The 23,595-nt window shown below is 60.6% G+C and carries 20 protein-coding genes and 1 pseudogene; 12 read left to right on the forward strand and 9 right to left on the reverse strand.

Going from position 1 to position 23,595, the window contains the following annotated elements:
* Positions 1 to 72: 72 nt before the first annotated feature.
* On the reverse strand, positions 73 to 1,077 hold the full coding sequence (locus tag KKQ10_RS11350; RefSeq protein WP_215501144.1) for an AraC family transcriptional regulator: 1,005 nt from the start codon (positions 1,075 to 1,077) through the stop codon (positions 73 to 75).
* 100 nt (positions 1,078 to 1,177) lie between these two features.
* Here KKQ10_RS11350 and KKQ10_RS11355 point away from each other — a divergent pair, with 100 nt between their 5' ends.
* The gene (locus KKQ10_RS11355; RefSeq protein ID WP_215501145.1) at positions 1,178 to 2,251 is read left to right on the forward strand and encodes a fatty acid desaturase; all 1,074 of its coding nucleotides are present in this window, start codon (positions 1,178 to 1,180) and stop codon (positions 2,249 to 2,251) included.
* A 105-nt stretch (positions 2,252 to 2,356) separates the two neighbouring features.
* On the opposite strand, the gene KKQ10_RS11360 is transcribed toward KKQ10_RS11355, so the two are convergent.
* The 3 genes from KKQ10_RS11360 to KKQ10_RS11370 are packed head-to-tail and all read right to left on the reverse strand — an operon-like array spanning position 2,357 to position 6,392.
* Complete coding sequence (locus KKQ10_RS11360) at positions 2,357 to 3,967, reverse strand: arylsulfatase (protein ID WP_215501146.1); 1,611 nt, start codon at positions 3,965 to 3,967, stop codon at positions 2,357 to 2,359.
* Positions 3,968 to 3,981: 14 nt separating this feature from the next.
* Entirely contained in the window at positions 3,982 to 4,797 is an 816-nt protein-coding gene (locus tag KKQ10_RS11365; RefSeq protein WP_215501147.1) for an ABC transporter ATP-binding protein, read from the reverse strand.
* Positions 4,794 to 6,392 (reverse strand): ABC transporter permease, encoded by a 1,599-nt coding sequence (locus tag KKQ10_RS11370; protein ID WP_215501148.1) that lies wholly within the window; start codon positions 6,390 to 6,392, stop codon positions 4,794 to 4,796. Before KKQ10_RS11370 ends, KKQ10_RS11365 begins: the two co-directional genes overlap by 4 nt.
* A 396-nt stretch (positions 6,393 to 6,788) precedes the next feature.
* Between KKQ10_RS11370 and KKQ10_RS11375 the strand changes: the two genes are divergently transcribed.
* Entirely contained in the window at positions 6,789 to 7,802 is a 1,014-nt protein-coding gene (locus tag KKQ10_RS11375) for an ABC transporter substrate-binding protein (RefSeq protein ID WP_215501149.1), read from the forward strand.
* Between the two features lie 77 nt (positions 7,803 to 7,879).
* Here the strand turns inward: KKQ10_RS11375 and KKQ10_RS11380 are convergent, their stop codons facing one another.
* Positions 7,880 to 8,800 carry a LysR family transcriptional regulator gene (locus KKQ10_RS11380; protein ID WP_215501150.1) on the reverse strand — a complete coding sequence of 307 codons (921 nt, stop codon included), beginning with the start codon at positions 8,798 to 8,800 and terminating at the stop codon, positions 7,880 to 7,882.
* 181 nt (positions 8,801 to 8,981) lie between these two features.
* Between KKQ10_RS11380 and KKQ10_RS11385 the strand changes: the two genes are divergently transcribed.
* Positions 8,982 to 9,902: a TauD/TfdA dioxygenase family protein gene (locus KKQ10_RS11385; RefSeq protein ID WP_127648479.1), complete on the forward strand. Its 921-nt coding sequence runs from the start codon at positions 8,982 to 8,984 to the stop codon at positions 9,900 to 9,902.
* Positions 9,903 to 10,042: 140 nt separating this feature from the next.
* On the opposite strand, the gene KKQ10_RS11390 is transcribed toward KKQ10_RS11385, so the two are convergent.
* Together KKQ10_RS11390 and KKQ10_RS11395 are read right to left on the reverse strand one after the other, a co-directional pair.
* A complete protein-coding gene (locus KKQ10_RS11390; protein WP_215501151.1) occupies positions 10,043 to 11,659 on the reverse strand; it encodes an alkaline phosphatase family protein in 1,617 nt (538 codons plus the stop codon).
* Between the two features lie 190 nt (positions 11,660 to 11,849).
* Positions 11,850 to 12,794, reverse strand: coding sequence for a LysR family transcriptional regulator (locus KKQ10_RS11395; RefSeq protein WP_215501152.1), 945 nt, complete (start codon positions 12,792 to 12,794; stop codon positions 11,850 to 11,852).
* Positions 12,795 to 12,959: 165 nt separating this feature from the next.
* Between KKQ10_RS11395 and KKQ10_RS11400 the strand changes: the two genes are divergently transcribed.
* Positions 12,960 to 15,320, forward strand: a complete 2,361-nt coding sequence (locus KKQ10_RS11400) for a TonB-dependent receptor (RefSeq protein ID WP_215501153.1) — start codon at positions 12,960 to 12,962, stop codon at positions 15,318 to 15,320.
* 257 nt (positions 15,321 to 15,577) lie between these two features.
* On the forward strand, positions 15,578 to 15,904 hold the full coding sequence (locus KKQ10_RS11405) for a hypothetical protein (protein ID WP_215501154.1): 327 nt from the start codon (positions 15,578 to 15,580) through the stop codon (positions 15,902 to 15,904).
* A 90-nt stretch (positions 15,905 to 15,994) separates the two neighbouring features.
* Here the strand turns inward: KKQ10_RS11405 and KKQ10_RS11410 are convergent, their stop codons facing one another.
* On the reverse strand, positions 15,995 to 16,300 hold the full coding sequence (locus tag KKQ10_RS11410) for a hypothetical protein (RefSeq protein WP_127648484.1): 306 nt from the start codon (positions 16,298 to 16,300) through the stop codon (positions 15,995 to 15,997).
* Between the two features lie 356 nt (positions 16,301 to 16,656).
* Here KKQ10_RS11410 and KKQ10_RS11415 point away from each other — a divergent pair, with 356 nt between their 5' ends.
* The 7 genes and pseudogenes from KKQ10_RS11415 to KKQ10_RS11445 all read left to right on the forward strand — a co-directional run.
* Complete coding sequence (locus tag KKQ10_RS11415) at positions 16,657 to 17,472, forward strand: energy transducer TonB (protein WP_215501155.1); 816 nt, start codon at positions 16,657 to 16,659, stop codon at positions 17,470 to 17,472.
* Positions 17,473 to 17,517: 45 nt separating this feature from the next.
* Positions 17,518 to 18,243, forward strand: a complete 726-nt coding sequence (locus KKQ10_RS11420) for a MotA/TolQ/ExbB proton channel family protein (protein WP_096797442.1) — start codon at positions 17,518 to 17,520, stop codon at positions 18,241 to 18,243.
* Between the two features lies 1 nt (position 18,244).
* Positions 18,245 to 18,646, forward strand: coding sequence for an ExbD/TolR family protein (locus KKQ10_RS11425; RefSeq protein WP_215501156.1), 402 nt, complete (start codon positions 18,245 to 18,247; stop codon positions 18,644 to 18,646).
* Between the two features lie 266 nt (positions 18,647 to 18,912).
* The gene (locus KKQ10_RS11430) at positions 18,913 to 19,494 is read left to right on the forward strand and encodes an alpha/beta hydrolase (RefSeq protein ID WP_215501157.1); all 582 of its coding nucleotides are present in this window, start codon (positions 18,913 to 18,915) and stop codon (positions 19,492 to 19,494) included.
* A 59-nt stretch (positions 19,495 to 19,553) separates the two neighbouring features.
* On the forward strand, positions 19,554 to 20,474 hold the full coding sequence (locus KKQ10_RS11435) for a sigma 54-interacting transcriptional regulator (protein ID WP_127648488.1): 921 nt from the start codon (positions 19,554 to 19,556) through the stop codon (positions 20,472 to 20,474).
* A gap of 255 nt (positions 20,475 to 20,729) precedes the next feature.
* On the forward strand, positions 20,730 to 21,527 hold the full coding sequence (locus tag KKQ10_RS11440; protein ID WP_127648489.1) for a MetQ/NlpA family ABC transporter substrate-binding protein: 798 nt from the start codon (positions 20,730 to 20,732) through the stop codon (positions 21,525 to 21,527).
* 417 nt (positions 21,528 to 21,944) lie between these two features.
* Positions 21,945 to 22,088, forward strand: a pseudogene (locus KKQ10_RS11445) (glutamine ABC transporter substrate-binding protein); the annotation flags it as partial.
* An 85-nt stretch (positions 22,089 to 22,173) separates the two neighbouring features.
* On the opposite strand, the gene KKQ10_RS11450 reads toward KKQ10_RS11445, so the two are convergent.
* Complete coding sequence (locus KKQ10_RS11450; protein WP_215501158.1) at positions 22,174 to 23,370, reverse strand: AAA family ATPase; 1,197 nt, start codon at positions 23,368 to 23,370, stop codon at positions 22,174 to 22,176.
* Positions 23,371 to 23,595 lie beyond the last annotated feature (225 nt).

The raw sequence follows: 23,595 nt of genomic DNA on the forward strand, positions 1-23,595 counted from the left end.
AATTGGAATGCGTTCCCCCTGTAGGAGTGAGCCTGCTCGCGATGGCGTCAGATCAGACAACCTGATTCTGGATCAGCGCAACTGATCGCGAAACTGCCCCGGCGTCATCCCGGTCCAGCGTTTGAACGCCCGGCTGAAGCTGCTGGTGTCGGCAAACCCCAGCAGATAACTGACCTCACTCAACGAACACTGCGGATCACGCAGGTGCAGCAGCGCGAGGTTTTCGCGGCTCTCGTTGAGCAGCGTGTCGAAGCGACAGCCTTCATCCGCCAGATGCCGTTGCAGGCTGCGCAGGCTCAGGTGCAACGCTTGGGCGATGCGTTCGGCGCTGGGTTCGCCTTCGGGCAGTTGCTCTTCGATGGCGTCGCGTACCTTGCGCTCCCAGGTCAGCGGTTTGAGCTGGGCCAGGGTGCGCTTGAGCACCGCTTCGTTGTGTTCGGCCAGTTCCGGGTTGGCGTCGTCGAGGTGGCTGTCGAAGTCGGCGAGAGCGAACTCCAGGCGATCTTCGGCGCAGGAGAAATGCACCGGGGCGCGGAACACCTTGTGCCACTGGTGCGCGTCGACCGGCTCCGGACGGCGCAGATACACCGCCAGCGGCGCGTAGTCGCGGCCCAGGCGATTGCGGCAGGTGCGCACATAGATCGCGGTGAACGCATCAATGGCTTCGAAGGCCGGCGCCGGATTGCCTGGCGGAGTCTTCAGACGGAACAGATAACGGTCGTCGCCCTGGCTCAGTTCCAGCTCCAGCGCATCGCTGACCACCGGGTGATAACGCACGATGCGCTCGAACACCTCACGCAGGCTGCCGCTGGCCACCAGCGCATAACCGAGCGCGTGAAACGTGGTCGGGCTGACGAAGCGCGACACCCGCAGACCGATCGCTGGATCGCCGCTGGCCTGCACCGCCAATTCCCACAGGCGCGTGGTGCCGGACAGCGGATAGCGCGCGTTCGGGTCGTCCATCAGCTGCGGATCGAGGCCGGCCTGTTCGCACAGGGCAATGCTGTCCAGACCCAGCGCATCGAGTTGTTTGCGCAAGGCACGGGTCCAACTGGCGAGGGAGGTCGGTTCCTTCATGCTGATTGGCGCTTCCGGTCAACAGGTTGGCGTGCTCGGCTAGCGTGTTCTGCAACCGCACAGGGCAGGATGCGAGCATCGATAACCAGAGGATGGAAGCATGGACCGTACTTCTGCAAGTCCCCAGCGACACAATGCTGCTCAGCGATCAGCGCATATTCGCGAAGTGGTGCTGGCCAAAGGCGTCGAACTGCGTGAGCGCTATCCGATTCTCCAGCATCAGGATGCGCTGGGCGCGGGAATCCTGGCGTTCGCGTTGGCCGGGATGATCGGCTCGGCGGCGCTGTACATCAGCGGTCACATGGCATGGTGGGTGTGCCTGCTGCTCAACGCGTTTTTCGCCTCGTTGACCCATGAGCTGGAGCACGACCTGATCCACAGCATGTATTTCCGCAAGCAGCGCGTGCCGCACAACTTGATGATGGGACTGGTGTGGCTGGCGCGGCCGAGCACGATCAACCCGTGGATCCGTCGGCATCTGCACCTCAACCATCACAAGGTCTCCGGCACCGAAACCGACATGGAAGAGCGCGCGATCACCAACGGCGAGCCGTGGGGCTTTGCGCGGCTGTTGATGGTCGGTGACAACGTGATGTCGGCGTTCATCCGTATGCTGCGGGCGAAAACCTGGGCGCACAAAGTCAGCATTATCAAACGTAGCCTGAAGGTCTACGCGCCGCTGGCGCTGGTGCATTGGGGGGCGTGGTACGTGTTTCTCGGCTTTCATGCGGCGAATGGCATCGCCTACCTCATGGGTTCGCCGATTGAATGGTCGGCGACCACGCTGTCGGTCATGCAGGTGATCGACATCGCGGCGGTGGTGATCATCGGCCCGAACGTGCTGCGCACGTTTTGCCTGCACTTCATCAGTTCGAACATGCATTACTACGGTGACGTCGAGCCCGGCAATGTGCTGCAGCAATGCCAGGTACTGAACCCGTGGTGGTTGTGGCCGTTGCAGGCGTTCTGCTTCAACTTCGGCAGCAGCCACGGGATTCACCATTTCGTGGTGAAAGAGCCGTTCTACATTCGCCAGATGACCGTGCCGGTGGCGCACAAGGTGATGCGCGAGATGGGCGTGCGATTCAATGATTTCGGCACGTTTGGGCGGGCGAACCGGTTTGTTCGCAAGGATGAGGTGGTGCAGGAAGAGGTGCGTACTGCCCGGGCTTGATCTGTTGTTGCAAAGGACCTCATTGCGAGCAGGCTCACTCCTACAGGGGGACGCATTCCAACTGTGGGAGTGAGCCTGCTCGCGAAAGCGGTTTGTCAGGCAACCTCAATCCGGCTGAAACGGCGAAGCACTGAGAATCACCCCGGTCTCCTCCACATATTTCTGCCAGTGACCGATCAACGCGCTGAGCTTGTCAGGCCGACTCAACGCCAGATCATGAATCTCCCCCGGATCACTCGCCAGATCATAAAGCTGCCAGGTCGCCGGCCCCACCGGCCCGGGGATCCACACCGCTTTCCACGACCCTTGGCGAATCGCCCGCCGCCCGAACAACTCCCAACCAGTGACGGTGTGTTCGTCATGCACCTGCGCCGTCTCGCCAGACAAGAAGCCCAGCCATGATTTACCGCGCAGCGGCGCCACCGGTTTGCCGTGCCATTGCTTGCCCGGGTGGCGCACGCCGGCCAGATCGAGGATGGTCGGGGTGATGTCCATCACCGTGCCAAAACCATGGCTGATCTGCCCTTTGATCGGCAATTGCGAGTAGTGAAGCAGCGCCGGCACACGAATCCCGCCCTCGGTGGTAAAGGCCTTGAACAGCCGTGATGGCGCGGTCGCCACCTGCGCCCAGTTGGGCCCGTACCAGACGTAGGAATTGGCCCGGCCAATGTTGTCCAGGCTGTTGTCGTAGTGCTGGTTCAGATAGGTCATCAGCTCTGGGCCAAATTTCGGGAACGCTTCGAGCAGCGCACCCTCGGCACCGTTGTCGGACATGAACAGGATGAAGGTATTGTCGAGTTGCCCTTGCTGACGCAGGTAATCGACCACCCGGCCGATGTTCCAGTCCATGCGTTCAACCATCGCCGCATAGACCTCCATCGCCCGCGCGGAAATCTGCTTTTGTTCAGCGCTCAGCGCGTCCCATTGGGCGCTCAGCTGGATCAGCGGGTGCGGTTCGACGTCCGCCTCGATCAGGCCCAGCGCCTTGAGTTTTTCCAGACGCTCCAGGCGCAATACTTCGGGACCGGCGTCGTAGCGCCCACGGTATTTTTCGACGATGTCAGCCGGCGCCTGCAACGGCCAGTGCGGTGCGGAGAAGGGCAGATAGGCGAAGAACGGCCGGCTCTGGTCGCGCTCCTTGAGGTACTGCAGCAGCTTGTCGCCGAAGGCGTCGGACGAGTAAAAATCCTTGGGCAATTCGTCGAGGAATGTGTCGTCTTCGATGTACAGCGCCGGGGTCGATTTCAGCAGGCCCGGGGTGTGTTCATCGTAGGTCGGCTCGAAACCGTAGTGGTTGGCTGCCCCCGGCAGCAACGAGAACGAACGCTCGAAACCACGGGCCTGCGGCGCCTGTTCGGCCTTCAGGCCCAGGTGCCATTTGCCGCTCATCAACGTCTGGTAACCGGCCTCGCGCAGCAGTTCGGGCAGGGCGACCACGCGATCATTCAAGTAGCCCTCGTAACCCGGTTTGCCGATCAGTTCCGGGGTCAGGGTTTCTGCCATGGTGCCGATGCCGGCGATGTGGTGATCGGTGCCGGTCAACAACATCGAACGGGTGGGCGAACAGGTTGGCGCGGTGTGGAAATCAGTCAGGCGCAAGCCGTTATTAGCGAGTGCATCAAGGTTCGGCGTGGCGATTTCACCACCAAAGGCGCCGAGGTCGGAGAAGCCGAGATCGTCGGCCAGAATCACCAGAAAGTTGGGACGTTGCGGCATCGATACAGCTCCTCTCAGCAGGCAATGAACGACAACGGCAGATCGCGGATCTGCACCGGTACGCTCGGTTGGTAATGGTCGTCACTGGTCAACTCGTGCAGCAGCTCTTCACGCAACTGATGGAAGTCGAAACTGCTGCGCTGGCGCGGATGCGGTAGCGCAATGTCGACCACCTGCTTGATTCGTCCCGGACGTGGCTCCATCACCACCACACGGTCGGCCAGAAAGATCGCTTCCTCGACGTCGTGGGTGACCAGAATCGTGGTGATTTTCGCCCGGTCACGAATCGCCAGCAGCTCGTCCTGCATTTGTTGACGGGTCAGTGCGTCGAGCGCGCCGAAGGGTTCGTCGAGCAGCAGAATGCGCGGACTGGCGACGAGGCCGCGAGCAATCGCCACGCGCTGCGCCATGCCGCCGGAGAGCTGGTGTGGATAGGCGCGGGTGAAGTCGCGCAGGCCGACCAGTTCGATGAAATCGTTGATGCGTTGCTGCTTTTCGGCGGCGCTCAGTGGCTCGTTGACCAGGCCCAGGCCGATGTTGTCGGCCACCGTCAGCCACGGAAACAAGCGGTGCTCCTGAAACACGATGCCGCGCTCGCCGCCGATGCCGCTGACGGCTTTGCCGTCCACCGTAATCTGCCCGCGAAAATGCGTGTCGAGGCCCACCAGCAAGCGCAGCAAGGTGGATTTGCCACAGCCGCTGGAGCCGACGATGGCGACGAATTCGCCCTCGGCGATGTCCAGGTTGAATTCGCGAATCGCCTCCAGTTCGAAACCGTCGACGTCGAAGGATTTGCCTACGTGGGTGAAGCTGACAATCGGTGCGTTCATGCGTGTCTCCAGCGAGTGGCGCGAATTTCCAGGCGTTGGCCGATGAGGTTGAGCAGGGCGCCGGTGAGGCCGACCAACAGCATCCCGGCCATGATCAGGTCCATGCGCAGCAGCTGTTGCGCGCCGATCATCTGGCTGCCGATGCCGCCGTTGGACGGCATGAAGTATTCGGCGCCGATGGTGCCGAGCCAGGCGTAGATCAGGCTCAGGCGCAGCCCGGCAAAAATCCCCGGTGCCGCCCCCGGCAGCACCAGGCGACGCAGGCGTTGGCCGAGGCTCAGGCGCAGCACTTGCGCGGCTTCATTGAGTTGTGGCGAGAGGTTTGCGACGCTGCGTTGGGTGGCGATGAACAGTGGGAAGAACGCGGCGAGGGCGACGAATACCCACTTCGACAATTCACCCAATCCGAACCACGCGGTGAGCAGCGGCACCCAGGCAAAAATCGCAATCTGCCGCAGTGCTGCGAGGGTCGGGCCGAGCAGCCGTTCGCTGGTGCGCGACAGGCCCAGCAGCAGGCCGAGGGCGAAACCGAGTCCGCCACCGAGCAACAAGCCGCCCACAGTGCGGCCGAGGCTCAAGGCCATGCCGCTGATCAACGTGCCGTCGAGCAGACCGTTCGTGGTCGTTTCCAGCACCGCCAGCGGGCTGACCAGGATGTTCGCGTCGATCCACTGCTGATCGCTCGCCACTTGCCAGACGCCGAGCAGGCCCAACGGCAACAGCCATGGTTGCAGACGTTGCCAGCCTTCATAACGCAGGCCACGGCGGATTTCTGCGGTGGCCGGGTGCGGCCAGTGCACCAGTTTGCGGTCGAGCAAGCCGATGCCGCGATCCATCGCCACGCCGAGCAGGCCGATGACCACGATGCACACAAACACGATGTCGAGCATGAACAGCTGTCGCGCCCAGACCATCAGGTAACCGATGCCTTCGCTGGACGCCAGCAACTCCACCGCCAGCAACGAAGTCCAGCCTGCGGCCAGGGCCAGGCGCACGCCGGCCATGAACGCCGGAAGCGCGGCGGGCAGCACCAGGCGGCGGATCAGCAAGTAGGGCGGCAGGCGCAATACGGCGGCGGCCTCGCGCAGTTTCGGTTGCGCATCACGGACGCCGACCAGCGTGTGCAGGGTCACCGGGACCACGATGGCCTTGATCAGCACCACCAGTTTCAGCACTTCGCCGATGCCGAAAAACACCATGAACAGCGGAATCCACGCCAGTGTCGGCACTTGTGCGAGACCGGCGAACGTTGGAAAGATCAGCCGTTCGAGCCGTCGGCTGAAACCCAGCGTGGCACCCAGAACTGCGCCAGCGGATATTCCTGCCAGCAAACCCCAGAGCAGGCGTTGCAGGCTGATCCACAGGTGACTCCACAACTCACCCTGGGACAACTCGACAGCGCTGTTCCACACCAGCGATGGCGCCGGCAGGATCTGTTCGCTCATCCATTGATTGCGCGCAGCCAGCCACCACAGGGCAAACAGGCTGATCGGCAACAGCCAGGGCAACAGGCGTTGGTTCAGGCTTGGCCACGCCCGTCGACTTTTGAGTGGCGGCGCGGGCAGCGGCAGGCTGAGCAGGGAATCACGGGCCATGAGTGACCTCCGTTGTCGGGTTGGATCGGGATCAAGATCAAAAGATCGCAGCCTTCGGCAGCTCCTACAGGGGGATGCGTCCGTGAATTCACTCGATAGGAGCGGCCGAAGGCTGCGATCTTTAGCGGCATTAGCTAAAAACAATAAGTTATAAGCGCTGTGCTAAAAATTAGATTTGGAGATAAGCAGCGCCATTTAAGGCCTCCAGCCCGACGCGCATCCAATGCATTCGAAGAATATTTTCGATGCTGTTAATGCATATGCCGCTGCAAGCCGCGCCGTTGCTTGTTTAGCGTTAAAAGCTATAAAAATGTGCATTTATAGTATTTAAGTGAAGGTCACGCTTCGGCCTACTTTCGGCTCCTCAACGCCTGTCGTGATCAAGGAGCCGTACCCATGAACTTTCCCTTCAAACGTGTCTTCAGCCTGTTGACCATCCCGGCGCTGGCGGGGCTGCTGGCCTTTACCGCGCACGCTGACGAACTCAAGGACATCAGGATCGCTGTGCCAGACCTGAGCGCTGGCACCCAGCACAGCGGTGGCGGTGTGGTGGACGTGCTGCGGGATCGGCAGATCTTCGAAAAGGCCTTCGCTGATCAGGGCATCAAGATTCAATGGAGCTTCTTCAAAGGCGCCGGGCCGGTGATCAATGAAGCGTTTGCCAACGGTCAGGTCGATCTGGCGTATCTGGGCGATCTGGCGGCGATCATCGGCAAGTCCAATGGCCTCGACACGCGTTTGCTCAGCGCCAGTGCGCGCGGGGTGAAGCAGTATCTGGGCGTGGTGCCGGGCTCGGGGATCAAGACCTTGCAGGACCTCAAGGGCAAGCGCGTGGCGATCTTCCGTGGCACCGCCACGCAGTTGTCGTTTGACGCGGCGCTGGCCAGCCAGGGTTTGAGCGAGAAGGATCTGAAGGTGATCAACCTCGATTTCAGCGGCGCGGTCGCGGCACTGGCGGCCAAACAGATCGACGCGTCGTGGGGCAGTTCAGGGCTGACGGCGCTGAAAGCCAAGGGGCTGGCGGAATTGCCGCTGAACACCAAGGATCTGGGCGGCGCCGGCAGCGTGCAGTCGGTGTTGGTGGGCGCCGGCAAGTTTGTCGACGGGCATCCGGAGGTCGTGGCGAAACTGCTCAAGACGCAGCAGCAGGCGGTGGAGTGGTTGACCCAGGACAGCAACAAGGACGCTTACGTGCAACTGGTGTCGGGGCTGGCGAGTTATCCACCGGTGATCCTGTCGCAGGACCTGCAGGATCAGAAACTCAGCGAAGTGTTCCCGTCGACGCTGGACCCGGTGTTCCTCGGCAAATTGCAGGACTCGGTGGACCTGGCGGCGCAGCAGAAGCTGATTCGCAAGCCGTTCAAGGTCAGCGATTGGGTGGCGCCTGAGCTGGCCGCGGCCAAGCTTTAAAAGCAAAAGATCGCAGCCTTCGGCAGCGCCTGCATAGATCGATGTAGGCGCTGCCGAAGGCTGCGATCTTTTGATCTTCAAACGACCATGCTGACTTCCTGTTTATCCACCGCCACCAACGTCTCGATCATCGCCCGCGCTGCCGGCGACAGCCTGAATCCGGTACGACTGACAATCCCGCAGCGCGCGTTCATGCTCTCCAGATTCTGCGGCAGGTTGCGCCAGTGCAGCAGCGCCAGCGAACCCTGGGCAATGTCCTCGACGAACGCCTCTTCCGTGCCCACGCCAATCGCATTCGATTGCAGCACGACCTTCACCAGCGCCGGGAAATGCTCGGTTTCGATGGTCGGCGAAAAATCGATCCGGCCACTGAGGTTCGCCAGCAGTTTGCGGATCCCCGGCGGGATCAGTGTGGTCGCCAGCGGGTAGTCGAACATGTCGTTGGTCGAGAGGCTTTCCTTGGCCAGCAACGGGTGCCCCGGGCGGCAGAAAAACACCCCGCGCTTGGGCGTCAGCGCCTGGGTCTGAAAGTTCGGATCGGCCTCGAAATGGCGAATGTCAGCGATGAAGAATTCGATCTCCTCGCGGCTCAGCGCACGGCTGAGTTTTTCCCAGTTATCCACCTGAAAACAGGTGCGCACTTTCGGGTGCGCGTTGATGAATTGCGCTACCGCATCCGGCACCAGTTTCACCGCTGGCGCCGGGCCGCAACCGAAGTGCACTTCACCGGCATCGAGCTTGGTCATCTGCGTCACCTCGGCACTGAGCAGCGCCGCGCCCTGGACCAGGGTCAGGGCGTGTTGCAGCACCACCTGGCCCTCGGGCGTGGGGCGCAGATCCTTGTTGCCACGATCCACCAGCACGCAGCCGAACTCTTGCTCCAGCCCTTGAATGCTGCGGCTGAATGCCGGCTGGGTGATGCCCATCGCGTCCGCCGCGCGGACAAAACTGCGGTGTTCGTTGAGGGCGATGAAGTAACGCAACTGGCGAAGATCCATATGCTTTTCCGGCATCCTAAAAATAGCTCGAAGGCATTTGCGACGAGGGTTGCTTGAGGTTTTAAATGCAAGCTCTTATTCCGTCAACGAAGCATTTGAATATCTATTAGATGTAAATGGAATATAGATAGAGCGATGTTTCGCTGCCGTCCAACCGCAAGCAGTCGATGAGGGTCTACCCATGAGCAATGCCGCACTCGCTGTAAAACCCGCTGTCCACGCGCTGGAAATCCATCCGGTGGCCGGTCGTATCGGCGCCGAGATTCGTGGTGTGCACCTGTCCGGTGAACTGGACGCCGCCACGGTCGAAGCCATCCAGCAGGCGCTGATCCAGTACAAGGTCGTGTTCTTCCGCGAGCAGACTCAACTCGACGATCAGCGTCAGGAAGCCTTCGCGCATCTGCTCGGTGAACCCGTGGCGCATCCGACCGTGCCGGTGCGTGAGGGCACACGTTATCTGCTGGAACTGGACGGTGCCGAGGGCCAGCGCGCCAACTCCTGGCACACCGACGTGACCTTCGTCGACGCCTACCCGAAAGCCTCGATCCTGCGCTCGGTGGTGGCCCCGGCCTTCGGTGGTGACACCCTGTGGGCCAACACCGCGACCGCGTACAACGAACTGCCGACGGAGCTGCGCGAGTTGGCGGACAAACTGGTCGCCGTGCACAGCAATGAATACGACTACGCCGGGGCCAAGCCGGACGTCTCGGCGGAAAAGCTCGAGCGCTATCGCAAGGTCTTCACCTCGACGGTCTACGAGACCGAGCACCCGGTGGTGCGCGTGCATCCGATCAGTGGCGAAAAGAGCTTGCTGCTGGGGCATTTCGTCAAGCGCATCAAGGGCTATTCGCAGGCTGATTCGGCACACCTGTTCGGCCTGTTGCAGAGCCATGTGATTCGTCAGGAAAATACTGTGCGCTGGCGCTGGAAGGCGGGTGACGTGGCAATCTGGGATAACCGTTCGACCCAGCACTATGCGATTGATGATTACGGCACTCAGGACCGCATCGTGCGCCGGGTGACGCTCAAGGGGGAGGTGCCGGTGGGGGCTTCGGGGCAACGTAGTCAGACGATTAAAGGTGCTGAGCTCGTCGGCGTCTGATCGGGCCTCTTCGCGAGCAGGCTCGCTCCCACAGGGTTTAACGTCGCCCAAATAACTCTGTAGGCGCTGCGGCACGCTGCGCCTACAGTGATGTTGTGTACACCGCAAAACTGTGGGAGCTGGCTTGCCAGCGATACTTTTCACCAAACGCCGATTTGAACGACCTTCTCGGTCTCCGGCTCTCCATATCGAAACCGCTGCCCGCGCACATCAATCTCCTGATGACTGATCGTGGTCCGCCGCTTCAACCCGCGCAGCCATTCAAACAAATACCCCGCGTGTTCCTCGCGCACTGCCGCGTACGCCGGATCTTCACCCAAATCGCGCAGTTCCTGCGGATCATTCAACAAGTCAAACAACTGCGGTCGGAAGCCGTCGTACGCCAGGTATTTCCAGCGCTCGCTGCGCACCATGGTCATGCGGCAACGGTCGATCGGCTGCCCAAGTCGCTCGCGTGCCGGGGCCTGGAAGGCGTAGTCGTATTCGCTGATTGCATAGTGGCGCCAGTCAGGATTTTCACCGTGCAACAGCGGGATCAGCGAGCGTCCCTCCAGCCGATGCTCGGCCCCCGGCAAGCCCAGTGCCTGCAGAAACGTCGGCAATGCGTCGATGGTTTCTGTCAGGCGCTCATCCACCGTGCCACGGGTGATGTCCGCCGCCGCGCGCGGGTCGCGCACGATCAGTGGCACGCCCACCGCTTGCTCCAGCAAAAACTCCTTCTCGCCCAGCCAGTGATCGCCGAGAAAGTCGCCGTGATCGCTGGTGAACACGATCAACGTGTCCTCCCAGCGACCGTTGCTCTGCAGAAAATCGAACAGCCGCCCGAGCTGATCATCCACTTGCTTGATCAGGCCCATGTAGGTGGGGATTACATTCAATCGTACTGAATCACGGGAGAAGTTGAGGCTTTCCTCGTGCTGGCGAAACGCCGTGTATACGGGGTGTTTACTGGCTTCGGAGGGCGTCGCGCGGACCGGTTCGAGAATCGATTTCGTACTGTACAAGGTGTGGTATGGCGCCGGTACGATGTAGGGCCAGTGCGGTTTGATGTAGGACAGGTGCAAACACCAGGATTTGTCACCTTGCTCACCGATGAAGTCGGTGGCTCGATTTGTAGTGTAGACAGTCTCTGAAAATTGCTCGGGAATTCGTGCTGGCAAATGCGCATGACGCATCTGCCAGCCGCTGAGGATTTCCCCGTTCTCGCCTTCGGCGGCGTTAGCCCAGTCGTGCCAGGGGTTGCGGCCGTCGAAACCCTGCTCGCGCAGGTAATGGGTGTAGGGCGCGGATTCGCGTTTGTCGTCGAACAGCGGGTCGTCGGGGAAGATCCCGTCGTGGCGAAAGTACGGTTCGAAGCCGACCTCGTTGAGCACCTCGGCCTGCGCGCTGTCCGGGTTGATCGCCAGGCGCTGCAGGGCATCGACATTGGCTGTGGCGTGGGTCTTGCCGACCAGCGCGGTGCGGATGCCGTGGGGGCGCAGATAGTCGCCGATGGTCAGTTCTTCCAGCGGCAGCGGCACGGCGTTCCACGCCACTTGATGGCTGCTGACGTAACGCCCGGTGTAGGCCGACATGCGCGACGGCCCGCAGATCGTGCCCTGGGTGTAGGCGCGGCTGAAGCGCACGCCGGCGGCGGCCAGGCGATCGATGTTCGGCGTGTGCAAATGCGGGTGGCCGTAGCAGGACAGGTAATCGCGACGCAGCTGATCGCACATGATGTACAGCACGTTGCGCACGGGGTTTTGCGGCTTGGACATGGGGTTCACCGGTCAGAGAGACAGGCGAGGGTTTTCGCTTTCGGCGGGGGTGTTCGGCAAGTGCATTTGGGGAATGGGTTTTATGCAATGGATGCATCGGTGCCTGGGCTGACGCTATCGCGAGCAGGCGCACTCCTACAATTGGAATGCGATCCATTGTAGGAGTGAGCCTGCTCGCGATAGCGGTTGATCAGACCGCAAAATTCTCCAGCGAACACATCTCTTCCTCCACCGCATCAATCGCCTTGATCTGCTCAATCATCGCTTCCGCCAACGGCGACAACCGATACCCCGCGCGGCTGACAATCCCGTAGCGGGTGTACAACTCTTCCAGATCATCGGCCAGGCCCTCGATCTTCAAACACACCAGCTCACCCTTGGCCTGATGCAGCGCATCGGAGTACGCGCCAACAATCCCGATCGCATCCGAACGCAGTACCACACTGAGCAGGCTCGAGCTGTTTTCACATTCCACATTGGGTGTGAAATCCGGGCGGCCGCTGAGGTCGACGATCACCTTGCGCAGGTTTGGCGGACGGATGCTCACCGCCAGTGGATAACTCATCAGTTGCTCGGCGGTGACCCGTTCAACAGTGGCCAGCGGATGCCCGGCACGACAACAGAAATGCCATTTGCGCGGACGCAATCGATGGGTGAGGTAATCCGGATCGGCCTCGAAGTGTCGAGTGTCGGCGACGAAGAATTCGAACTCTTCACTGAGCAGGCGTTTGCTCAGGCTCTGCCAGTCATCGACCTGAAACTGCACCCGCGCCTTCGGGTAACGCCCGATGAACGCGCCGATCGCTCGCGGGATCAATCCGGCTGCCGGCGCCGGCCCACAACCGAAGCGCAGCTCGCCGGCCTCCAGGCCGTTGAACTGGCTGATCTCGTTGGCCATCTGCTGCGCGCCGCTGACCAGCCGTCGCGCATGTTCGAGCAGCACCTGGCCTTGTTTGGTCGGCGGCAGGTCCTTGCGGCCGCGATCGACCAACTGACAGCCGACGCTGTGTTCCAGCGCCTGAATGCTGCGGCTGAACGCCGACTGCGACAGGTTCACCGCCTGCGCGCCAGCGACGAAGCTGCGTTGTTCGGCGAGGGCGATGAAGTGTCGTAACTGGCGCAAGTCGATATGCATTTTTCACATAAAAAATATCCGGGAAATGCATTGGATATGCATTAGGTCGACTCCTTATAAAGGCAATCTCTTATGCAGTAAATATTTGTAAATCCATAAATAAATAACTTAAAAGAATATGCAGCGCTGAAGATGTCTGTGTGTTTTTTGACCAGGAGCCGCGCCATGAGTCCGTTGAACCTTGCGTCACCCTTAACGCCACGACGGCTCAAACGCCTGCCTCTGGCCCTGTTGCTGGCAGGGAGCGCCAGTTGGACGCACAGCTACGCCGCCGACGCTGAAAACCCGCCGCCGGTGTCTGCGGGCAAACCGACGGCCAACAGTTCGCAACTGGAAACCGTGACCGTCACCACCCGCCGTCGCGAAGAAAGTTCGCAAGACGTGCCGACGCCGATGAGCGTGGTCAGCGGCCAGACCCTGGAGACGCAGCGGGTCTACCGGATTCAGGATCTGCAGCAACTGGTGCCCAGCGTCAACGTCGCCTACATGCACGCGCGCCAGTCCAGCGTGTCGATTCGCGGCCTGGGCAACAACCCGGCCAGCGACGGCCTGGAAGGCAGCGTCGGTCTGTACATCGACAACGTGTATCTGGGCCGTCCGGGGATGGCAGTGTTCGACCTGATGGACATCGAACAGCTTGAAGTCCTGCGCGGGCCGCAGGGCACGCTGTTCGGCAAGAACACCACCGCCGGGGTGATCAACATCAGCACGCGCGCGCCGACCTTCACGCCGGAACGCAGCATCGAAACCTCGGTCGGCGAGGACGGTTATTTCCAGACCAAGGGCACCATTTCCGGGCCGCTCAACGATCAACTGGCCGGACGCTTTTCGGCCTACCGCACCCGCAGCGACGGCGACATCAAGAACGAATACAACGGCCATGACCTGAATGGCGGATCGCGCAATGGCTTCCGTGCGCAGTTGCTGTTCAAGCCCAACGAAGATTTCAATCTGCGCTGGATCGGCGACTACAACGAAGAGGACTCCAGCGCCGGCACGCGCGTGCTGTACAACACCGGGCCGACCATCAACGGCGTCAACCTCTATCAATCGCGGGCCAATGCCGCCGGCGCAACGCTGGTCAACGGGTCGCACCGCAAGGTCAATCTGGACAACGACCAGCACGTCACCGTGCATCAGGGCGGCACGTCGGTGGAGGCCAACTGGACGTTGCCGAGCGATTTCACCCTGACCTCGATCAGCGCCTACCGCTTCTGGAATTTCACCCCGGCCAACGATGATGGCCTCAACGTGGCGGCGACCTATAACGCCGGCGTCTCGGTGGAAGACAAACAGTACTCGCAGGAATTCCGTCTGGCTTCGCCCAAGGGCGAGTTCTTCGATTATGTGGTGGGCGCGTACTACTTCGGCTCGGACCTGGACAACAAATCCTTTGCCTATTACGGCCCGCAGGCCGACATCTGGAATGGCACGCCGCGCGGTGCCCTGGCCAATGTCGGCAGCGTCGGCAATGGCCATATCAAGACCGACAGTTTCGCGCTGTTCGCCCAGGGCACCTGGCACCTGACCGAGCGTCTGGATTTCACTGCCGGAGTGCGCGGCACCTATGAAGAGAAAAACGCCTGGGTCACCCGCGATGCGCCAGTCGGTGGCGCTGCGGTGACCGGCGCAGCGGCCACCGCTCGACGCGGACGTACCGGTGCATACGACTCCGGCGATCTCAATCAGTACAGCTCCAGCCCGTCCGGGTTGCTCAACCTCAGCTATCGCATCACCGATGATCTGCTCGGCTACGCCACGCTGTCCCACGGTGAAAAATCCGGTGGGGTGAACCTCGCTGTGGGGTCTGCGCCCACCGCCGGCGCCGACTCGCTGCTGATCGGCACCGAGCGCGCCAACAACGCCGAACTCGGCTTCAAAAGCACCCTGTGGGATCGCCGTCTGCAGCTCAACGCCAACGTGTTCTGGACCCAGGTCAACGCCTACCAGACCAACGCCTACGACGACGTCAATCGCGTGCAGTACCTGACCAATGCCGGCTCCGTGCGCTCACGCGGCGTCGAGTTTGAAAGCACGGTGATCCCGCTGCGTGGCCTGACCCTGAATTTCAACGGTTCGTACAACGACGTCAGCTACCTCTCGTACAAAGATGCGCCGTGCCCGCCGGAAGTCAGCCAGGCACCGGGCGCGCCGGCCTCTTGCGACCTCAGCGGTCATCAGGTGGTCGGCGCTTCGAAATGGATCGGCAACGCCAATGGCGAATACAAATGGAATCTGGCCAACGGCTTCGAACCCTACGTCACCGCCAGCTATGCGTTCCGTTCCAAAGCCGTGGGCACGGTCGAGGATTCCGACTACGGGCAGATCCCGAGCTACGCCGTGGTCAACGTCTCCACCGGCCTGCGCGGCGACTTCAACCAGGGGCAGTGGGACGTCTCGCTGTGGCTGAAAAACGCCTTCGACAAAACCTACTACACGACCCTGTGGACCGGCGGCAACGGCGGCTACGAAGGCCTGCTCGGCACCCCGCGCACCCTCGGTGTGACCGGTCGCTACGACTTCTGATTGGATCGTTCAAGGCGCTGCATCATGTTGCCCGCCATTGGCGTGCAGCAGACCAACGTGAGTCATTAGTAGAAATGGAATTAATGCTCGACGGATTGGCAATAACTTATGAGTAACCAGAACAGTGGTTATTGCAATTTCGTTAGTTTGTGGCATGGACAATATTTGAATGTCGAACCATCCTGACTGTCGTGAGTTTCCAGGAGGAAACTTGCTCTCATCGGAAGACAATTATCCAACGATAAAGGAATCTCGTTATGTCGAGCATTAATGGCAATTATGTAAACGCTAACGCTGGCGCCAAACTGACGATTACCGATGGCAACGATTCCAACGGCACTTTCAGCGGCAAGTTCAGCCAGAACGGCGTGAACTACGACATCGCTTATGGGCATTACCATTTCCAGAACAGCACCGGCCAGCCTACGATCATCACGTTCACGGCCCTCAATGACGGCACGGGTTATCAGTCCTGGACATTGTTCTCGCCGGACCACAACTATTCGAAAGTTCGTGCGGTTGGCTCACGCAATAACTTTGATGGCGATGTTGTAGGCGTGGCCGGGGAATTCGTCAAACAATAAGCGCTGTAAATAAGAGCCGCCATACCCTCATCGGGTATGGCGGCTTTTTTATAGGCGGCGCACGTGTCTGATATTTCCCTTCGGCAACATTCAGTTGCCGTCGATCAAGATACACGTTTGTGCTTTACAGCCCTTTGCCTGACTGAGCGTGACGAATTTGAATCCCGCCTCGGGCGTCGAAGTTGAGACGGTCAACGCCGATGATTTGTAGTCTTTGGCCTGAAAGTGTTCATCCGGCAAAACCACACCGCGCCACTTTCCCTGAAACACATAAATCGGAAAACCGGTTTTATTGGTGATTTCCAACTCAACCGGGGCCGTGTCCCTGGCAGTGGCGAGCGATAGCGGCGCCAGTAATAGCGCCATGTAGATCAATGTCCATTTGCTTGATTGCATGCTTACTCTTCCTGAGTCGATTGATAACGCGATAGCGATCTAATGCGCTCGTGACAACTCATGCAATGTGATTGTTGTAAGTGGGCATGTAGACGAACCCATACCTTGTACGAATATTTCTGATGCTTGAAAAGCATCGGATTTCGTCCGTTCGGCTACAGCCCTTGATTGGCATGGGGCTGCGAAAAATGATCAGTTCTCATATTTCCGAATGGTCTATGTATAACCTGAAAAATTACTTTCGGAGATAAGCGTCAGACCCAATGATTAACCCATCGATCTGTCGTGGGGGATTCAACAAACGGCGGATCGGCAGTTTTTGTAGAGAACGCAAAAAGACCGCAGGGAGTGAATCAATGGGCAATGTCCAGACCGCCGCCAGCGCACAGGAATTGCTGTGGCGTCAGACGCCGAGCGGCGAATTGGTCGATCTTGGCCGACCTCATCGCGTGCCGTTGGGCCAGTTGCGTTTGCAGCGCGCGCCCAAGGGCATTCTGAGCCGACGCGAAGCGATCCTGCTGGGTGTGCTGGCGCTGGTGGTGCACGGTGCGGTGATCTACTGGATCAATCAGCATCCGACACCGGCGTTGCCGATCGTGCCGCCGGAAATTCCGCCGATGACCATCGAGTTTTCGCGGCCGGCGCCGCCAGCACCGCCAGTGGTCGAACCGCCGCCACCGGCGCCGGTGATCGAGCCGCCACCGCCGGTTGAAGACGAACTGGCGGTGAAGCCGCCACCGCCCAAGCCGATCCCCAAACCCAAGCCGAAACCGGTGGCCAAACCGGTTCCGAAACCGGCGGCAAAAGCCGTTGAGCAACCACCCGCGCCGCCGCAACCGGCAGCCCCGGTCGCTGCGCCAGCGCCACCTGCACCACCGGCCCCAGCGCCGGTGACACCGGCCTCGGCCAACGCCGCGTATTTGAAGAACCCGGCGCCGGAATACCCGTCGCTGGCCCAGCGTCGCGGTTGGGAGGGCACGGTGATGCTAAGGGTGCACGTGTTGGCCAATGGCAAACCGGGCGAGATCCAGATCCAGAAAAGCAGTGGCCGGCAACAGCTCGACGATGCAGCGCTGAACGCGGTCAAGCAGTGGAGCTTCGTCCCGGCCAAGCAGGGTGATGTTGCCCAGGATGGCTGGGTCAGCGTGCCCATCGATTTCAAGATTCATTAAACCGAAACCTATTTCGCGCTAAACGTTTACACGAGGGAACACATCATGACGTTACTGGCATCTCCACTGGAATCCATCGAAAGCGCGGTGATCTGGCTGCTGGTGGTTTTTTCCGTCGCCACTTGGGGGCTGGCCCTGCTCAAGGCTGTGCAGTTCGGGCGTCTGAAGGCGCAGGATCGCAAGTTTCATAAGCGCTTCTGGGCGGCGTCGAGTCTGGATTCCGCCGCCGAGTTGAGCGAAACCCAACCTGGGGCTGCAGCCAGGGTGGCGCAGGCCGGTTACGCGGCGATTCAGGTGGGCGAGGCGCCGCAGGCCAATGACCTGAGCCAGGCGATCAACCATCAGGATCGACTGGAGCGCGCCTTGCGTCAGCAGATCGTGCGCGAACGCCGTTCGCTGGAAACCGGTCTGGCGGTGGTCGCGAGTATCGGCAGTACCTCGCCGTTCATTGGCCTGTTCGGCACGGTGTGGGGAATCATGGAAGCTTTGAAAGGCATCAGCGCAGCCGGCTCGGCGAGCCTGGAAACCGTGGCAGGTCCGATCGGTGCAGCACTGGTCGCCACCGGTGTGGGGATCGCCGTCGCGGTGCCGGCGGTGCTGGTTTACAACTACTTTTTGCGGCGTCTGAAACTGACCGCCGCGGATCTGGATGACTTCGCTCATGACTTCTACAGCCTGGCGCAGAAGAGCTCGTTCCGCGTGCTGATCCACCCGACCGCGAACAAGGTAGCGGCGCCGGGCAACGCGACAAAAGTGAAGGAGGCGTCCTGATATGGCCTTCTCCACGCAAGACAGCGACGAGGTGCTGAGCGAGATCAACGTGACGCCGCTGGTGGACGTGATGCTGGTGCTGTTGGTGGTGTTTATCGTCACCGCGCCGCTGCTGACCAACGCGATTCCGATCAACCTGCCGAAGACCGAAGCCGTGGCGCCGGTCGAGCAGAAAGACCCGCTGGTGGTGAGCATCGACGACGCCGGCAAACTGTTTATCAACAAGGATGAAATTCAGCCGGACCTGCTGGAATTCAACCTCAAGTCGGCCAAGGCGAAAGACCCGGAAGTGCGCGTGCAACTGCAGGCTGACGACGGGGTGAACTACGGCGAAGTGGCGCGAGCCATGGCTTCGATCGAGCGGGCGGGGATTACCAAGTTGTCGGTGATCACGGCGCGGTAACAGGATTTTCGTTTTTCCGGGGCCGTCTCCTTGGCAGGGTGCGGCCCTTTTTTTATCCCGAACGGCACTGCTCTGTAGGAGCTGCCGAAGGCTGCGATCTTTTGATCTTAAAAAACAGGGTCAAAAGATCGCAGCCTTCGGCAGCTCCTACAGAGAGCGATTTATATTCGTTTCAGGTATTAACAAATAGCTTCTTATTCCTTAACGAATATAAATCCCGTCCCTATACTCGATCAGGAACAGACACGACGCAGGAGAGCTCCCCCATGCGCAACGAATCAATCCGCTATCTGATTGTGCCGGGCTGGCAAGGATCGCCAGAAGATCATTGGCAAACCCACTGGCAAAACAGCCTGCCCAACAGCGCCCGGGTGGAGCAGGCCGACTGGCTGACGCCACGACGTGAAGACTGGGTCGCTGCGCTGGCCGAGGCGATTGCCGCCGACAGCACGCCCGTGATCCTGATCGCCCACAGCCTCGGCTGCGTCACCGTTGCGCATTGGGCGGCCACTGCGCCGCTGCAGTACCTGCGGCAGGTGCGCGGGGCGTTGCTGGTCGCGCCTGCGGATGTCGAGCGTCCGACCTGCGCGCCGGCGCTGCGCAATTTCGCCCCGATCCCGAGCGATCTGCTGCCGTTCCCCAGCCAGGTCGTCGCCTCCGACAATGACGCCGCCGTCAGTGCCCCGCGTGCACTGGAACTGGCGCGTAACTGGGGCGCCGAGGCGGGGATTCTCGCCGGGGCCGGGCACATTAACGTCAAGTCCGGGCATCAGCGCTGGGAGCAGGGGTTCGCCTACCTCTATCGCCTGCAAAACCGCCTGGAACACCACGCCCGGCGTCGCGCTTGAGTTGTACATTTTCTTTTTGATCGCCCCCGTCTCCCGGCGGTTGTGGGCGGGAGTCTGCCATGAGTTTTGAAACGTTCGGTCAGCCGTTGCTGACCTTTCCCGATGCGGAAAAAAGCCCCCTGAGCATCCGCGCCAAGGCGCTGGTCTTCGTCGATCCACGTTCGCGCCAATTGCGCGAAGAGCTGGAGCACCTGGCACCGCGTGCCATCTCGGTGTTGATCCGTGGCGAGACCGGTACCGGTAAAGAGCTGCTCGCCCGCCACATCCACCGGGCCAGTGATCGCAGCGGTCTGTTCGTCTCGGTCAATTGCGGCGCGATCAGCCCGACCTACGCCGATGCCGAACTGTTCGGCTATGCCGCTGGCAGTTACACAGGCTCGGCCAGCAGCCGCGCCGGCTGGTTCGGTTCGGCCAATGGCGGCACGTTGTATCTGGATGAGATTGGCGACCTGCCGTTGCCGATCCAGATCAAATTGCTCGCCGCTCTGGAAAACCACGAAGTTACCCGTGTCGGAGCCCATCAGCCGAGCCCGGTGGACGTGCGCCTGGTGGCGGCGACCAGCATCGACCTGGCGCAAGCGGTGGACGCAGGGAAATTCCATGAACGGCTTTATCACTACCTCAGCGAAGGGCAACTGGAATTGCCGGCGCTGCGCGAGCGAATCGGCGACATCCTGTCGCTGGCGGAATATTTTCTCGGCATCTACAGCCAACGCCTCGACCTGCCGGTGCCGTTGATCAGCGAAGCGGCGCAACACCTGTTGGAGCGCCACAGCTGGCCGGGCAACACCCGCGAGCTGGAAAACGTCATTCACTTTGCGCTGCTGGTCAGCACTGGTGATGAAATCCTCCCGGAACACCTGAACCTGCCACCGGCGCGGGTGCAGATCGAAAGCCAGATCAAACAAATCCTGGGAAATGGCACCGCTTCCGAGCAGCAGGCGCTAAAGCAGTTACTGAAAGACGTCGGGCTCATGTAGGAGTTGCCGCAGGCTGCGATCTTTTGATCTTCAGCGGTTTCAAGCTATTGAAAATCAAAAGATCGCAGCCTGCGGCAGCTCCTACCTGTCTATCTCGCGTGTATGAGCAAAATGGAATATCAAAGTGAATAAACGTTATTGTCCGGGAATAAAAAATCCCGGTATTGTCCGCGTCACGCCAGAGATAGCACTTCACTGGCACTCGTATTAATAGCCGTCGCCATCCGCGATCGTGATTCTCGATAAGGACACTGCATGAAAAAGGTTCTGTTGTTTACCGCATTGGCGGCTGCTCTGACTGCTGGTCTGGCCCAGGCCGGCGAGAAACTGGTGGTCGCGGCGACCCCGGTACCGCACGCTGAAATCCTCGAGCTGATCAAACCGACCCTTGCCAAAGAAGGCGTGGATCTGGAAATCAAAGTCTTCACCGACTACGTGCAACCGAACGTGCAAGTCGGCGAGAAGCGTCTGGACGCCAACTACTTCCAGACCAAGCCTTACCTGGACAGCTTCAACGCTGGCAAATACAAGGATGACAAGTCCAAGTACCTGGTCACTGTACAAGGCGTGCACGTTGAACCGTTCGGTGGCTACTCGAGCAAGTACAAGAAACTGGCTGATCTGCCGGACGGCGCCACCATCGCCATCCCGAACGAAGGCAGCAACAGCGGCCGTGCCCTGATCCTGCTGCAGAAGGCTGGCCTGATCGAACTGAAGGATCCGAACAACGCGCTGGCGACTCCGAAAGACATCGCCAAGAACCCGCACAACTTCAAGTTCAAGGAACTGGAATCGGCCCTGCTGCCACGCGTGCTGAAAGAAGTTGATCTGGACATGATCAACACCAACTACGCGCTGGAAGCCAAGCTGAACCCGACCAAGGACGCTCTGGTGATCGAAGGTGCCGATTCGCCTTACGTGAACTTCCTGGTGGCCCGTGAGGACAACAAGAACAGCGACGCCATCAAGAAACTGGCTGCGGCCCTGACCAGCCCGGAAGTCAAAGCGTTCATCGAGAAGAAGTACAACGGCGCGGTACTGCCGGCGTTCTGATCTGACGCCTGAACTACCCTTTCAAAGTATGAAAACGCCGATGGCCAGTGATGGTCATCGGCGTTTTTGCACTTGTTCGAATTGGGGCATGTGAATGCTGTTGTGGCGAGGGGGCTTGCCCCCGTTGGACTGCGCAGCAGGCCCTTTTCTAGATCAAAGCGGGCCGCTACGCGACCCAACGGGGGCAAGCCCCCTCGCCACAACTGTGCCTCGCTTCGGGCTCCAGGCTCAGGCCACTTGGGTCTTCAACGCCCGACGCAACGCCACGAGTAATTTCACAATGTCCTGCGGATCCAGTCGCTGCGGCACTTTTACGTCCATGTTGTCTTCCTTGTAATGGTTTGGCCGGGGGAGTCTGGCCAAAAGCTGTTCGTCCTTGGAGGGCTTTCGTGCAAAAAAGATCCTTCCTACAGCGCAAAGGAAAATAGCCTTCTTATTCCTTCCCGGCAAACCCACAGGATAGTTTTCGGTTTCGTCGATGAGGCTGGGCGCTACGTCGGCTTCGACACCGAGATTGGTCGGCGTTTTGCCAAGGATCTGCTGAGCGATGACACCAGGCTGAGAGTGTGATTGTGGAAGGTGGCAAGTGGCCGGACTAACCCCACCTGATCGTTCCCACTCAGAGCGTGGGAATGATCAGGTGGGGTTAGTCCGGCCAGTTCCACGCCGGTTCATCCAACACCCGCTGCCCGACGATCCCGGTCTGCCCCAGCGTCTTCTCCAGCACAATGCAATTGCACTCGGGGTCTTGCTGCAGCGCCGAAATCAACCGCCGCGCATGGGACACCACCCACACCTGACACTCCTGTGAGGCACGAATGATCAACCGCGCCAGCGCCGGTAGCAGGTCCGGGTGCAGACTGGTTTCCGGTTCGTTCAGCACCATCAATGTCGGCGGTCTCGGTGTCAGCAGAGCCGCGACCAGCAGCAGATAACGCAACGTCCCATCTGACAGTTCCGCTGCCGACAGCGGCCGCAACAAGCCCTCCTGAAAGAACTCGATGGCAAAGCGTCCGCCGGCCAACGGTGCGATGTTCAGCCGTGCGCCGGGAAACGCATCGCTGATTGCGGCCTGCAACGCTTCGGGGTCGCCGATTTCATTGATGGTCTGCAACGCCGCGGCCAAGTCGCGGCCGTCGTGGTGCAGCACCGGCGTGCGGGTGCCCAGTTGCGGTTGGCGCACCGGGGCGTCGACGTCGCTGCGAAAGTGATCGTAGAAGCGCCAGCGGCGAATGAACTCACGCATCTGGAACACTTCCGGTGAACTGCGCAGGCTGCCGACCTGATCGAACAGGCTGTCGAAGTTCGGCGTGTGCTGCGCGAGCACGTCCCAGCTGCGGGCTTCGCGGGCGCGGATCATCGGGCCGTTGCGATCCACCAGCAGGCTCGCCGGGCGATAGAGCGGACCGGCCCAGATGCATTCGCGCTTGATCTGCGGATCGAGGCTGAAGCGCGAGGGGCTGGGATGACTGTCCCCCGGCAACATGAAATGTCCATTGGAGTCGGGCAGGCCGAGGCTGATGCAATAGCTGAAATCCTCCCCGGCAAACCCCAGGCGCAGACGTTTGACGCCCTGACGCACCGTCGGCTCGACCGCCACCTCGCCGCTGCGCATGCGCCGGCTGATGGTTTCCGGGCCGGCCCAGAACGTCGAATCCAGCCCGCCCTCGCGGGCCAGCGCATTCACCACGCCGCCCTGAGCGGTCTCCGCCAACAAGCGCAAGGCCCGATAGAGATTGGACTTGCCGCTGCCGTTGGGGCCGGTGATCAGGTTCAACCGGCCCAGCGGAATCACCAGTTTGTTGATCGAGCGGTAATTGGCCACCGCCAGGGTCTTGAGCATGGGCGTTTCCTTTGCCGGAACCGATAGTGTGCCGCGCCTGTGTCCTTGTGGCGAGCGAGCTTGCTCGCGCCGGACTGCGCAGCAGTCGCAAACGCTGCCACCGTGTTAACTGAGAGCACGCGGATGCGGGCTCTCAGGGGCGCTTCGCACCCCAGCGGGAGCAAGCTCTCTCGCCACAGAAATCATTGTCGAAAAATGCGTTGCTCCCGCGAGCGAACGTTGAAC

This window comes from Pseudomonas sp. MG-9 (assembly GCF_018729515.1).
GTDB lineage: Bacteria > Pseudomonadota > Gammaproteobacteria > Pseudomonadales > Pseudomonadaceae > Aquipseudomonas > Aquipseudomonas serboccidentalis.

Bases quoted from the DNA above. Each gene is read 5' to 3' on its own strand.
- KKQ10_RS11350 (WP_215501144.1), bottom strand. From the start codon at position 1,077: ATGAAGGAACCGACCTCCCTCGCCAGTTGGACCCGTGCCTTGCGCAAA.
- KKQ10_RS11355 (WP_215501145.1), top strand. From the start codon at position 1,178: ATGGACCGTACTTCTGCAAGTCCCCAGCGACACAATGCTGCTCAGCGA.
- KKQ10_RS11360 (WP_215501146.1), bottom strand. From the start codon at position 3,967: ATGCCGCAACGTCCCAACTTTCTGGTGATTCTGGCCGACGATCTCGGC.
- KKQ10_RS11365 (WP_215501147.1), bottom strand. From the start codon at position 4,797: ATGAACGCACCGATTGTCAGCTTCACCCACGTAGGCAAATCCTTCGAC.
- KKQ10_RS11370 (WP_215501148.1), bottom strand. From the start codon at position 6,392: ATGGCCCGTGATTCCCTGCTCAGCCTGCCGCTGCCCGCGCCGCCACTC.
- KKQ10_RS11375 (WP_215501149.1), top strand. From the start codon at position 6,789: ATGAACTTTCCCTTCAAACGTGTCTTCAGCCTGTTGACCATCCCGGCG.
- KKQ10_RS11380 (WP_215501150.1), bottom strand. From the start codon at position 8,800: ATGGATCTTCGCCAGTTGCGTTACTTCATCGCCCTCAACGAACACCGC.
- KKQ10_RS11385 (WP_127648479.1), top strand. From the start codon at position 8,982: ATGAGCAATGCCGCACTCGCTGTAAAACCCGCTGTCCACGCGCTGGAA.
- KKQ10_RS11390 (WP_215501151.1), bottom strand. From the start codon at position 11,659: ATGTCCAAGCCGCAAAACCCCGTGCGCAACGTGCTGTACATCATGTGC.
- KKQ10_RS11395 (WP_215501152.1), bottom strand. From the start codon at position 12,794: ATGCATATCGACTTGCGCCAGTTACGACACTTCATCGCCCTCGCCGAA.
- KKQ10_RS11400 (WP_215501153.1), top strand. From the start codon at position 12,960: ATGAGTCCGTTGAACCTTGCGTCACCCTTAACGCCACGACGGCTCAAA.
- KKQ10_RS11405 (WP_215501154.1), top strand. From the start codon at position 15,578: ATGTCGAGCATTAATGGCAATTATGTAAACGCTAACGCTGGCGCCAAA.
- KKQ10_RS11410 (WP_127648484.1), bottom strand. From the start codon at position 16,300: ATGCAATCAAGCAAATGGACATTGATCTACATGGCGCTATTACTGGCG.
- KKQ10_RS11415 (WP_215501155.1), top strand. From the start codon at position 16,657: ATGGGCAATGTCCAGACCGCCGCCAGCGCACAGGAATTGCTGTGGCGT.
- KKQ10_RS11420 (WP_096797442.1), top strand. From the start codon at position 17,518: ATGACGTTACTGGCATCTCCACTGGAATCCATCGAAAGCGCGGTGATC.
- KKQ10_RS11425 (WP_215501156.1), top strand. From the start codon at position 18,245: ATGGCCTTCTCCACGCAAGACAGCGACGAGGTGCTGAGCGAGATCAAC.
- KKQ10_RS11430 (WP_215501157.1), top strand. From the start codon at position 18,913: ATGCGCAACGAATCAATCCGCTATCTGATTGTGCCGGGCTGGCAAGGA.
- KKQ10_RS11435 (WP_127648488.1), top strand. From the start codon at position 19,554: ATGAGTTTTGAAACGTTCGGTCAGCCGTTGCTGACCTTTCCCGATGCG.
- KKQ10_RS11440 (WP_127648489.1), top strand. From the start codon at position 20,730: ATGAAAAAGGTTCTGTTGTTTACCGCATTGGCGGCTGCTCTGACTGCT.
- KKQ10_RS11450 (WP_215501158.1), bottom strand. From the start codon at position 23,370: ATGCTCAAGACCCTGGCGGTGGCCAATTACCGCTCGATCAACAAACTG.